Origin of the sequence: Algoriphagus sp. SE2 (genome assembly GCF_039563885.1) — a bacterium.
GTDB lineage: Bacteria > Bacteroidota > Bacteroidia > Cytophagales > Cyclobacteriaceae > Algoriphagus.
In genome coordinates this window covers 92,122-104,722 of record NZ_JBCLWJ010000009.1, presented here as the reverse complement: position 1 = coordinate 104,722, position 12,601 = coordinate 92,122, and the positions used below count along the sequence as shown (strand labels likewise).

The following is a 12,601-nucleotide window of genomic DNA, read 5'->3' as shown; positions in this document are numbered from 1 at the left end:
GCTGCTTCTTTTAAACCATTTATGATATAAGAGTAAACTAATCTTGATTTAAAATAGAGCTGATATCTAAATGATAATGGCATATTTTTGAAAAATGCAGTTACGTTATAATAATAAATAGTTTAAATATAAAATACTTAAACAGTAAAAAGGAAAAAATCCAGTTGCGTATAAAACAACTGGATTGATTATTGTGCTTTTTATCTAGTTTTTATTCCATTATTGGATTAGCTGCCACCCCTTCGAATGTCATTTTGATTGGCTTGATCGTTCCATCTTCATTAAATTCCATCACATCGATACATGTAACCCGATGGTCTCTTCCTTCATTTGGAATCGGTCTTCTGTGATATACCATATACCAATCATCAGTTCTAGGCTTTTGGAAAGCGGAATTATGACCAGCACCAGTTGCTACGGTTGTGTCGGATTCCAGAATAGTTCCGATTCTTTCCCAAGGGCCATTGATATTATCTGACATGGCGTAGGCTACTTTGTAGCTGTCATTTGTCCAGCCGCCTTCTGACCACATAAAGTAATATTTTCCTTTTCTGATAAATACAAAAGGTCCTTCTACATAACCTTCCGGAGTGATTTCATGAAATAATTCTCCATCTTCCCAAGGTTCAAAACCCGTAAAGCCGGCATTGAGCTTTCCAATGTTACAATGGCTCCAACCACCATAAAGCATGTAATAAGTTCCATCCGTGTCCTTGAATACAAACTGGTCTATTGGCTGTGCATCATTGTAAAATTCCGAAAGTAATGGCTTACCTAGATGATCTTTGAAAGGTCCTCCCGGTGAGTCTGCCACCGCAACTCCCAATCCACCGTAGTGGTTAATGTCATTATTTGGATCCCAGCCTGGACGACTTGGTCGTTGGATGTCATTTGCAGAGAAGAAAAGGTAATATTGTCCGTCTTTTTCAATGGCTGCTGGAGCCCACATGGCTTGTCTTGCCCATTTGATCGCTGCGGTGTCTAGGATATTTTCATGTTTTTTCCAGGTTACCAAGTCTTTAGAAGAGAAAGCGTCAAAGTGTAATTGGTCAGTATATCCTGCCGAAAAAGTAGGGTAGACCCAATATTCGTCTCCAAATACAATCCCTTCTGGGTCGGCATACCAGCCATCTACAATTGGATTACCTGAAAGTTCTGGGGTTTCTGATTCTTCAGTTGTTTTTGGAGAAGAGCAGGCAAAAGCTAAAGCCAAAGAACCTGTAAATAAATAAAAGCTAAGTTTCATAATACTAATTGAAGTCAATTGAATCGAAATTTAAGCAGCACTAATCAAATGAAGATGCGTCTGGTGTAAAAGTGCTGATAAAAAAAGATTTTCTTAGATTGAGCTTTATATCGTCTATTTGGCTCATTTAGTTAACTATTGGTAGCCAAATAATTTTTGTAATTCAGATCGTCTAGATAAAATTAAGACTGCTATATATAAAACATAAAATTACAGAATCTCCATTTTTTACGATTCACCCTCCCAAAAAGGGGGATTTCTACTATCTTTGTGCCTGCTTTTGAGGAGCATGGAAACCTTAGGGTTTTCTTTGCAGTTTTAGACTCTCAGGTTATTTGGAGTCAAATTCTAAAAAGCACTAATCAGAATCAAATCACCTACTTGCCTACAAGAAAGGATATTGTGAAAACATATAAAGAGTTTAAACAAGTTGACTACCCTGCTATAGGGGAGAATGTACTTCAGTATTGGAAAGACAACCAGATTTTCGAAAAATCCATCGCTAACCGTGAGGGAGCCGAAACTTTTACATTTTTTGAGGGACCACCTTCGGCAAATGGTACTCCTGGTATCCACCATGTGATGGCCAGAACGCTAAAAGATATCTTTTGCCGGTATAAAACTTTGCAAGGCTACCAAGTAAAAAGAAAAGGGGGATGGGACACCCATGGTCTTCCTGTAGAACTGCAGGTAGAAAAAGAATTGGGGATCACTAAAGAAGATATCGGTAAGAAGATTTCTGTAGAGGAATACAATAAGAAATGTAAGGAAACTGTCATGCGATTCAAAAATGAATGGGATGATTTGACGGAAAAGATCGGCTATTGGGTTGATCTGGATGATCCTTATATCACTTTTGACTCGAATTATATTGAGACGCTTTGGTTTCTACTAAAGAAATTTTACGATAAAGGACTTCTTTATAAAGGTTACACCATTCAACCATTTTCCCCTGCTGCAGGAACCGGTTTGAGTTCGCATGAACTGAATCAGCCAGGAACCTACAAGGATGTTAAGGATACATCCATCACTGCCCAGTTTAAATTAAAGGGTCAGAATAACACCTATATCTTAGCCTGGACGACTACTCCTTGGACGTTGCCTTCTAATTCAGCTTTGGCTATTGGAGAAAATTTGGATTACGTAAAAGTGAAAACTTTCAATCCATACACCTACGAGCCTTGCAATGTGATTTTGGCAAAGGCTAGGATAAATGCCTATCTCAATCCAAAAGCAAAGGATCTGGAAATCGGAGATTACAAGGCTGGAGATAAATTGATTCCTTTTGAAATCATCGAAGAGTTCAAAGGAAAGGACATGCTTGGCTGGGAGTATGAGCAGCTTTTCCCTATCGAAGCTTTAGCTCTTCCAAGTCCTGCTTTCACGGTAGTTTCAGGAGATTATGTAACTACTGAGGATGGTACTGGAATCGTACATTTGGCAAAAGCTTTTGGTGCGGATGACTTTAGGACTTTGGTGCAAAATAATGTACCTGGCATTTTTATTAAAGATGAGCAAGGGAATGAAATTCCTGTGGTGGACAGACAAGGAAAGTTCATTCCTGTAGTCGGTGAATATCTTCTTGCTAAAATGAAAGAGCATGGAATCACAGCTCATAAAGAGTATGGAGTAAATGATTTCTATGTTAAGAATTATACAGAAGATGATGAGAGTGCGGCCGATTTTAAAAATACGGATGTCATCATTTCCATCATTTTGAAGAATGAAAATAAAGCCTTCAAAGTAGAGAAATATGAGCATAGTTACCCTCATTGCTGGCGAACAGATAAACCAGTTCTGTATTATCCTTTAGAAAGCTGGTTTATCAAAACAACAGCATACAAAGACCGACTGGTAGAATTGAATAAGACCATCAATTGGAAACCGGAAGCAACTGGAACTGGACGTTTTGGAAACTGGTTGGAAAATCTGGTTGATTGGAACCTGAGCAGATCAAGGTTCTGGGGTACGCCTCTACCAATCTGGAAAACAGAAGACGGTAAAGAGGAGAAATGTATTGGTTCTATCGCTGAACTTCAAGCTGAGATTGAAAAATCGGTAGCTAAAGGCTTCATGAATAAGTCACCTTATGAAGGGAAAGAATTGGATCTTCATAGACCTTATGTGGATGATGTGATCTTGGTTTCTGAAAAAGGAGAAAAAATGTTCCGTGAACCAGACTTGATCGATGTTTGGTTTGATTCTGGAGCTATGCCATATGCTCAGTGGCATTTCCCATTTGAGAATCAAGATATTTTCAAGGCCAATTATCCTGCAGATTATATAGCCGAAGGAGTAGATCAAACGAGAGGATGGTTCTTTACCCTTCATGCTATTGCGGTGATGTTATTTGATAGCGTGGCTTTCAAAAATGTAATTGCCAATGGTTTAGTCCTTGATAAAAATGGGAATAAAATGTCCAAGCGCTTAGGCAATGCCATTGATCCTTTCAAGACTTTAAAAGAATACGGGCCTGATGCCGTTCGCTGGTATATGCTCAGTAACGCAAACCCTTGGGATAATCTAAAATTCAATCTTGATGGAGTTGCTGAAGTGCAAAGAAGATTTTTCGGAACACTTCAAAATACTTATAACTTTTTCGCCCTATATGCGAATTTGGATGAGTTTATTTACGATAAATCCAAAGCAGTTCTAACCGATGATCGAGCGGAGTTGGATCAATGGATTATTTCTAAACTTCAATCATTGATTGAAGAAGTGGAGGAGGCCATGGATAATTATGATGCAACTAAAGCGACTCGAGCGATCATGAGCTTTACAGTAGATCAATTGTCAAATTGGTATGTAAGATTGGCTAGAAAAAGATTTTGGAGAGGTGAAATGAACTCAGATAAGCAAGCTGCATATGAGACTTTGTATGAGTGTCTGCTTACTCTTACTCAATTAATGTCCTCTTTCTCGCCTTTCTATTCTGACTGGATGTATCAAAATCTGACCGAGTCAAGTAAGGAAGCAAAAGAATCCATCCATTTGACCAATTGGATGAAAGCGGAGAGTTCTTTAATTAACAAAGATCTTGAAGAGAGCATGGAATTGGCTCAAACAATATCTTCCTTGGTTCACTCTTTAAGAAAGAAGGAGAAAGTAAAAGTACGTCAGCCTTTACAACGAATTTTAATTCCTGTTTTAAAAGAAAAAACAAAGAGTCAAATTCAGCATTTGGAGGAACTGATTAAATCAGAGGTGAATATCAAGGAAATTGAATTTATCGATGATGCATCTGGAATTCTTGTAAAAAGTGTTAAACCTAACTTGCCGATTTTAGGTAAAAAGTTAGGACCAAAGATGAGGTTTGTTGTTGCAGCAATTAATTCTTGGGGGCAAAAAGAAATTGCTACGATCGAAGGTGAAGGGAAGATTTCAATAGATGTAGAGGGAGAAGCTCTTGAGTTACTGCTGGAAGAAGTATTGATCAGTTCTCAGGATATTCCTGGTTGGTCAGTTGCTTCTGATCTTGGAGTTACGGTAGCTTTGGATGTAACAATTTCAGATGAATTGAAACAAGAAGGAGTGGCTAGAGATTTAGTGAACAGAATACAAAATCTGAGAAAAGACATGGGCCTAGAGGTTCAGGATAAAATTAATATTTCAATTGATTCCTCCCTAAACCTTGTCAATGCATCAGTGGAAAGTTTTGGTCAATATATCCAAACGGAAACACAAGCTTTGGAAATATCCTTGGTAGATGAACTCAAAGATGGAATAACTTTGGAGATGGATGATTTTGAAATTGCTGTAAAAGTGGAAAAGGCCTGAGGTCAAAAAGAAAAGAATGAATAAATACGTTAAATATTTTGGCATCTCGTTACTTGTGATTTTGATAGATCAGGCAGTAAAAATGCTAGTCCATTTTGAAATGGACTTTGGTTCGCCTGGGCAGATTCCAATTTTTGGGGATTGGTTTAAGCTTCATTATACTACTAATCCGGGAATGGCTTTTGGGATGGAAATAGGGTCTGAATATGGTAAACTGATATTGACTTCCTTTCGTCTAGTTGCAATGGCCGGTATTGGTTATTATTTATATCACATTATATCAAACAAGAGCCATCCTGTTTTTATAGTATGTATTGCTATGATTCTTGGAGGAGCCATAGGAAACCTAGTAGACTCTATTTTTTATGGTGTTTGGCTAAACAATGCACCTTATAATGCTCCATCTCCTTGGTTTCACGGACAGGTGGTCGACATGTTTTATTTCGATATTTGGGAAGGTTACATTCCTGAGTGGGTTCCCATTTGGGGCGGAGATTATACTGCTCTATGGCCGATCTTTAATGTGGCGGATGCTTCCATTTTCATTGGAGTGGCAATTATATTGATTTTCCAAGGGAGATTTTTCCCTGAGCATAGCGAGAAAAAATCTGAGATCCCTGCTGTTGAAAACCCAGATTCTAAAGTAGAAACTAGTGAAGAGAGTGATATTAAACAAAGTTGAAACCCTAAAATCGTTTAATTTATTTTTTTACTTTTTTTCAACTTTTCTTAAAAAATGGGTCCTTTTCATCGTTTGTGATCAATTTTTATGTAATTTTCAAGCTGCATTTAAAACAAAATGTAACCTTTAACTCATTTTTGGTCGCTTTTATTGAATTCGAGTTTTGATAATTGACCGTACTTTTATTCTTAGATCTCACATATGATAGTTGATCCAGAAAAGCCATTTGAAATAATTTACTCGCTTTTTAGTCATGAATACCTTGGTCTAATACTCGATTCATTTGTGATTCAGTTGGATGAGCAAGGGAGGCTTTCTTTAGCTCATCAAAATATAAGTTATGTTAATGCACACGAGTTTTCCTCAAAATTGGATAAGGCTGATTTTGAATTAATAAAGCTCATGGATAATATGCAGCAAGATGCTGTGGTAAAAAAGTACAATAAACGCAATCTTAAGGCAAAGGAATACCTCCGTAAGATTTATGATGAGAATGGCGGAAATGAGGCCATGCAAAAGCTGATTGAAGATAATCTGGAGACTACCAGAGCAAAGATTTTTCCTCTTCTAAAAGGGAAAAGACTTTTTGAAATGGGGAATGATGGGAACCCAATTTGGAAAGAAATAGAAGTGACAGATCAAAAAGCTACGGTACTATTTCATTTTAGAAAAAATGAAGAAAACACACATTATTTTCCGACCATTAAATATAAAGGGGCAAAACTAGACTGGCAGTACAAAAATGGTTATCTAGTTTGCCATAATCCTGCTTGGTTAGTAGTGAACCAGATGCTATTTAGTTTTGAAAAAGGGATCGATGGAAATAAACTTAAGCCTTTCTTAAAAAAGAAATTCATAGTCATTGATAAGCGTTTTGAACGAGAATATTATAGAAAGTTTATTACTCAGCTTCTGTCCGTATTTGACGTGTATGCACAAGGTTTTGATATCAAAGTCGAAAGGGGAAGTCCGGAACCCGTTCTTTGTATTACTGATTTGCCTGCCAATTCTGGGCAAAATCTTTTTGGAGAGGGAATCGAAAATTCAAATGAGGACCAAGTGGTCTTTTCATTAAAATATAAATATGGGGACTATGTTTTTGATTCGGCCGAATCGATCAATAACTCAGTGAGGTTGGAAGAAAATGGAGAGCATTATATTTTTCATAAGGTAATTAGAAGCAAGGAAAAGGAAAAAGCAATAATAAATTACCTGGCCGATAGGGAGCTGACTTTTGTTCATGGAAAATGTGCCATGAGCAAGACGACTGCCTTTGATTGGATCAGTGAGCATTTGGACAGACTAGAGATTGAAGGGTTTAAGTTTGAGCAAAAAGAAAGTTCAAAAGGTAAAATATACCATATTGGAAGGGCTCAGATTTCCATTGAAGTGCAAGAAAATATTGACTGGTTTGATGTAAATGCTCAAATAAAGTTTGGGATTTATATTGTGCCTTTTGCGAAGCTTCGAAAATTATTGGTGCAGGGCAAAACTGAGTTTGAGCTTCCGAATGGAGAGTTTGCAGTTATTCCAGCCTCTTGGTTTGTCAACTATTCCGAGTTGTTCTCTTTCTTGGAGGACAAAGGAAATACAGGCCAGCTAATGATGCGTAAACATCACTTGGCTTTGGCGAAGACTTTGGAATCTGGAAACCTTGTTCAATTGACTTTGAGCAGAAAACTTGAACAGTTGCGGGATTTTGATTCAATAGAAGACTATGAGGTTCCAAATAAGTTTGCCGGTACTTTAAGACCCTATCAGCACGCAGGATATAATTGGCTCAGATTTTTAAATGAATTTAAGTTTGGTGGTTGTTTAGCGGATGATATGGGATTGGGTAAGACCGTCCAAACGCTGGCCTTGCTGGCACATGAGGCGGAGGTTAATCAAGGACAAACTTCGTTATTGGTCATGCCAACATCCCTGATTTACAATTGGGAGTTGGAAGCAAGAAAGTTTACACCTGATTTGAAAATCCTAGTTTATACTGGAACCAATCGAATAAAAGATCCTTGGAGGTTTAGCGATTATGATTTGGTCCTAACTTCCTATGGTATCATCAGATTAGATATTGAAATTCTAAAAAGCTTCTTTTTCAACTATGTGATATTAGATGAATCACAAGCAATTAAAAACCCTGGTAGTAATATCGCTGCAGCTGTCAATCAATTAAAAAGTAAACAACGCCTGATATTAACAGGTACGCCAGTAGAGAATGGTACGATGGATCTTTGGTCCCAGATGAACTTTGTAAATCCTGGATTATTAGGAACACAAAATTCATTTAAAAAACAGTTTTTATTGCCAATTGAAAAGCAAAATGATAAGAATAAAGCGACTAAGCTCCATTCTATGATTAAGCCTTTCATTTTACGGAGACTTAAATCCCAAGTAGCGACAGATCTTCCGGAAAAAATCACGAATGTGAAATACTCCGCAATGACAACCGAGCAAGAAAAAGTTTACGAGGAAGTCAAGAGTTATTATAGAGAAAAAATAATTTCTGATATCAAAGCTACTGGAAGAAACTCCCAGCAGTTTACCCTACTAAGAGGACTGACACAGCTAAGACAAATTGCGAATCATCCCAAATTAGTCAGAGATGATTATGATGGGGAATCTGGTAAGTTAGAAGATATCACTTACATGCTTCAATCTACCATTTCGGAGGGGCACAAAGTGTTGGTTTTTAGTCAATTTGTTAGACATCTTTCAATTGTAAAAGAGTACTTAATCAAAGAAAAAATCCCGTTTTCGTATCTAGATGGGTCGACAAAAGACCGTCAGGGCCAAGTTGAAGCCTTTCAGGAAAAGGATGAAATAAAGGTCTTCCTTATTTCCTTAAAAGCAGGAGGGGTGGGATTGAATTTGACCAAAGCGGAATATGTATTCCTTCTAGACCCTTGGTGGAACCCTGCTGTAGAAGCTCAGGCGATAGATCGGGCACACAGAATCGGGCAAGAGAATAAGGTGATTATCTATAAATTTATAAGCAGAAATTCTGTAGAAGAGAAGATTATGGCACTCCAAAACAGGAAACTTGCCCTAGCAGGAGAATTGATAAGTACAGAGGAAAGCTTTATGAAAAGTCTGGATCAAGAAGATATAGCAGCATTGTTAAATTAAATTCTAAAAATCTAAGTAAAAGAGGATGATTAAATTATTTGTCGCCCTTTATTATTGGCTTGATAGTCAAATAAATAGGTTTTTTTTAATTTTTTTTAAGGATAATTAATTGTAAAAATCGCAAGAATACAGACATTATTTATCTAAATTAAACCTACTCAGTACCATTACAACCTACCGTACACATGCCAAGAGCAAAAGCCGAGAAAGATCGGAAAATCTTTGTGCTGGATACTTCAGTAATCCTTTATGCACATAACTCAATAATGAATTTTGCCGAACACGATGTGGTCATTCCGATCACAGTTTTGGAGGAACTTGACCAGTTCAAGAAAGGCAATGATACCAAGAATTTTGAGGCGAGGGAGTTTATTCGGCTTTTGGATAAATTATCTAAGGATCAAATGATTCATAATTGGACTCCTCTCAATGGGAAGACCAAAGGAAGCTTTAGAGTTCTGATGAATCCTGAAAATCACATTAACGCCAATGAAATTTTTGGAGAGGAAAAGAATGATCATAAAATCCTAAATGCTGCATTATATCTAAAACAACATGAGAAAAATCGTAAGGTTATTCTTGTAAGTAAGGATATAAATCTTCGCTTAAAGGCTAAGTCCCTAGAGCTTTTAGCTGAGGATTATGAAACTGGTAAAATCAAGAATATATCTGAACTTGAGAATACCGGGAAATATGTACTTGAAAATGTAGATCCTGAAGCGATAAATAAGCTTTATGAAATAGGTTATATCGAGGCAAAAACAGTTCTAGGTACAAGAAAGCGAAAAGCGAATGCTTATTATATTCTGAAAAGTGACAAAAATTCCGTGTTGGCTTATTTCAATCCTGAAGAAAATATTTTAGAAAGGGTTGATAAGAAGTTAGCTTATAATATTAAGCCTAAAAATGCAGAGCAAACCTTCGCCTTAGATGCAATTACAAACCCTAGAATTAGATTGGTTTCTATTCAAGGGGTGGCAGGTACAGGGAAGACATTATTAGCTTTGGCTGGGGCATTGGAACAAAGAAGGGATTACAAACAGATTTTTCTAGCAAGACCGATAGTGCCTTTAAGTAATAAGGACATTGGATATTTGCCTGGAGATATAAAATCAAAGTTGAATCCTTATATGGAACCACTTTGGGACAATTTGAAATTTATTCAGAATCAGTACAAAGACACGGATAAAGAATTTCAAAAGATCACCGAATTAGTAAATCAGGAAAAATTGGTTATTCAGCCATTGGCATACATCCGAGGACGTTCTTTGTCCAATATTTTCTTTATAGTCGATGAGGCGCAAAACCTGACTCCACATGAAATTAAAACGATTATTTCAAGAGCTGGAGAAAATACCAAAATCGTATTTACAGGGGACGTGTTCCAGATTGATACTCCTTATTTGGATTCTCAATCTAATGGACTTTCATATTTAATTGACCGGGTAAAAGATCACCCATTGTATGCGCATATCAAATTAGAAAAAGGGGAAAGGTCTGAATTGGCTAATCTTGCAAATGAGCTGCTTTAAGCATTAACTCTATTTAAGGAAAAAAGATGTTTCTGTAATGGAAGCATCTTTTTTTGTTTTAAAAAATAAAATTTTGTTAAATCGGCAAAAAATTGAATTTTTTTGTAACCTCTAATATGCTCTGATAATTGGTATTTTTTGTTCGAACCCGACAGAGAAGTGTTCACTTTTGTACATCCTATTTTTCGCATACTCACATAAATACCTGTAAATCAGTATTTTGAAAAATTGGGTCGTTTTTTGGCATATAGTAAACATCGAATTTAAACCAACTTATTACTGCCATGATAGCTTCATATTTATCCCAAAAAAACATTTGTGCTGCACTTGGCTTACTAATGGCTTTCACCATAGTTTGGAAAGCGAAAACAGAAGCAAGCTCATACACAGATATACATACTGCCCGATTTGAAAATACTAAACCAACAAATACTATCGGACAAAGGAGTGATGTTTACCACATTTCTCATGAAACATTAAAGCCTGAGATATTAGAAGAAAATCTAGTATTCAGGCCTGTAGAATCTTAAAGAAAATTACTCGTAAGGGTTAATTTGGTTGATTGTTTGGTTATCAAAAGAGGTGAGTTTTGCTCACCTCTTTTGTTTATTAACTTTCTGTAATTGTGTTTAGCTTAGATAGGAAACTATTATAATACTGTCTTCCAACTTGCACTACGGCACCTTGTTTTAACGTAATTTCTTTGGTGTTGAAGAATTCAATCTGACCTAAGTGAACAATGTAAGATTTTTGCACTCGAAGAAAATATTGAGAAGGTAAAATATCCTCGATTTCTTTCATTGATTTACGAATGCTAAACTCTCTTTTTTTAGAAAATATTTTAACCATATTTCCATTTGCTTCAACATAGTAAATGTCATTATAAGGAACCCTTTCAAAGGCATTGTCTGCTTTTATAAAAACCGCATCCGTAACTAAATAAGGACTTTCATTTCCTGAAACTGCAGCTGTTTCCGTACTTGGCTTCGTTCTTTTGTTGTAGAGTACAATCTCAACGATCGCATGGATATCATTTGTATTAAATGGCTTTACGATAAAACCAGCTGGGTTAATCCTTTTAGCTCTTTCAATTATAGTTGGATCACTGTAAGATGTAACATAAACTAAAGGGGCGTCAACCATTTGTTTTACGATCTCCCCAAGTTCGATTCCATCTTTATCACCTTTCAACTTGATATCCATAAATATCAAATCAGGTCTATATTTTTTGATGACCTTGATACATTGATTTGCCGAATTGGCTATATCAATGTTTACATATCCGAGAAGTTCCAGTATTTCTTGGATATTCTCCGCAATACTTAATTCATCTTCTACTATTAAAATCCGCTCTTCTTTCATTAGATGCTTTGAGATATTCGGTTAAGATTAATTTGAGTTAATTTAAAAATTAAAAACATTTATTTTACTTAAATGCAGAATTAAATTTTGAAAAGTAATATTAATATTTTGTTCTTGGTTAAAAGATCACCGATTAAAGACTCATCATTTCTTTAAATCTTGCAGCTTGTCTTCTGCTTACTTCAATTCTATCTCCGCCCTTAAGTGTTACTACTAACCCTCCATTGAACCAAGGCTCTATTCCTTCTACCCATCCTAAATTAATGATGTGCTTCCTGCTCGCTCTAAAAAATGATTTTTCATCCAATCTTTCATCTAAAGCATTGAGTGACTTATGGATCATCGGTTTAAAATTGTCAAAATAAACTTTGATGTAGTTTCCATCTGATTCAAACAGCCGCACATTAGAAAGTCGCACAAACCAACATCTATCCCCATCTTTTACGAAGACCTGATCTTCTAGAGTTAGTTTTTTCTGATTCGCTGAATAGTTAAACTCTTCTTTTTTGGAACTGGCATCTATTTTTAAAGAAAGCTTATTGATAGCTTCCTCCAATCTTTTTGGCTCAATAGGCTTTAATAAATAATCCAAAGCATTTACTTGAAAAGCTTTTAGGGCATATTCATCGTAGGCTGTAGTGAAGATTACATGAGGAACTTGATCTAATTCTTCCAATAATTCAAAACCGGTTTTTTCGGGCATTTGGATGTCTAGAAAAATTACATCAGGGTTAAGCTGATCGATTTTTTCCTTGGCATCGTCAACATTAACAGCTTCACCGACTACTTCTACACTTTCCAATTGATTTAAAAGGGTGATTAGCTCCTTTCGAGCTAGTCTTTCATCATCTATTACAATTGCTCGCATTATATATT

General features: G+C 36.3%; 8 protein-coding genes. 5 read left to right on the top strand and 3 right to left on the bottom strand.

Features of this window, described 5'->3' with window-relative positions; genetic code table 11:
* Nucleotides 1-211 precede the first annotated feature (211 nt).
* On the bottom strand, nucleotides 212-1,246 hold the full coding sequence (locus AAGF08_RS12260; RefSeq protein WP_343511472.1) for a glycoside hydrolase family 43 protein: 1,035 nt from the start codon (nucleotides 1,244-1,246) through the stop codon (nucleotides 212-214).
* Nucleotides 1,247-1,648: 402 nt separating this feature from the next.
* Here AAGF08_RS12260 and ileS point away from each other — a divergent pair, with 402 nt between their 5' ends.
* From ileS to AAGF08_RS12235, 5 genes are all read left to right on the top strand, one after another.
* Entirely contained in the window at nucleotides 1,649-5,023 is a 3,375-nt protein-coding gene (ileS, locus tag AAGF08_RS12255; RefSeq protein ID WP_343511544.1) for an isoleucine--tRNA ligase, read from the top strand.
* Between the two features lie 16 nt (nucleotides 5,024-5,039).
* On the top strand, nucleotides 5,040-5,705 hold the full coding sequence (locus tag AAGF08_RS12250; protein WP_343511471.1) for a lipoprotein signal peptidase: 666 nt from the start codon (nucleotides 5,040-5,042) through the stop codon (nucleotides 5,703-5,705).
* A 201-nt stretch (nucleotides 5,706-5,906) separates the two neighbouring features.
* Nucleotides 5,907-8,831: an SNF2-related protein gene (locus tag AAGF08_RS12245; protein WP_343511470.1), complete on the top strand. Its 2,925-nt coding sequence runs from the start codon at nucleotides 5,907-5,909 to the stop codon at nucleotides 8,829-8,831.
* A 185-nt stretch (nucleotides 8,832-9,016) separates the two neighbouring features.
* Nucleotides 9,017-10,363 carry a PhoH family protein gene (locus AAGF08_RS12240; RefSeq protein WP_343511469.1) on the top strand — a complete coding sequence of 449 codons (1,347 nt, stop codon included), beginning with the start codon at nucleotides 9,017-9,019 and terminating at the stop codon, nucleotides 10,361-10,363.
* Nucleotides 10,364-10,647: 284 nt separating this feature from the next.
* Nucleotides 10,648-10,893, top strand: coding sequence for a hypothetical protein (locus AAGF08_RS12235; RefSeq protein WP_343511468.1), 246 nt, complete (start codon nucleotides 10,648-10,650; stop codon nucleotides 10,891-10,893).
* 79 nt (nucleotides 10,894-10,972) lie between these two features.
* On the opposite strand, the gene AAGF08_RS12230 is transcribed toward AAGF08_RS12235, so the two are convergent.
* Complete coding sequence (locus AAGF08_RS12230) at nucleotides 10,973-11,725, bottom strand: response regulator (protein WP_343511467.1); 753 nt, start codon at nucleotides 11,723-11,725, stop codon at nucleotides 10,973-10,975.
* A 133-nt stretch (nucleotides 11,726-11,858) separates the two neighbouring features.
* Entirely contained in the window at nucleotides 11,859-12,593 is a 735-nt protein-coding gene (locus tag AAGF08_RS12225; protein ID WP_343511466.1) for a response regulator, read from the bottom strand.
* Between the last annotated feature and the right edge of the window lie 8 nt (nucleotides 12,594-12,601).

What these genes read in the sequence shown, in the direction of transcription:
- AAGF08_RS12260 (WP_343511472.1), bottom strand. Translation starts at nt 1,246, where the DNA reads ATGAAACTTAGCTTTTATTTATTTACAGGTTCTTTGGCTTTAGCTTTT.
- AAGF08_RS12250 (WP_343511471.1), top strand. Translation starts at nt 5,040, where the DNA reads ATGAATAAATACGTTAAATATTTTGGCATCTCGTTACTTGTGATTTTG.
- AAGF08_RS12245 (WP_343511470.1), top strand. Translation starts at nt 5,907, where the DNA reads ATGATAGTTGATCCAGAAAAGCCATTTGAAATAATTTACTCGCTTTTT.
- AAGF08_RS12240 (WP_343511469.1), top strand. Translation starts at nt 9,017, where the DNA reads ATGCCAAGAGCAAAAGCCGAGAAAGATCGGAAAATCTTTGTGCTGGAT.
- AAGF08_RS12235 (WP_343511468.1), top strand. Translation starts at nt 10,648, where the DNA reads ATGATAGCTTCATATTTATCCCAAAAAAACATTTGTGCTGCACTTGGC.
- AAGF08_RS12230 (WP_343511467.1), bottom strand. Translation starts at nt 11,725, where the DNA reads ATGAAAGAAGAGCGGATTTTAATAGTAGAAGATGAATTAAGTATTGCG.
- AAGF08_RS12225 (WP_343511466.1), bottom strand. Translation starts at nt 12,593, where the DNA reads ATGCGAGCAATTGTAATAGATGATGAAAGACTAGCTCGAAAGGAGCTA.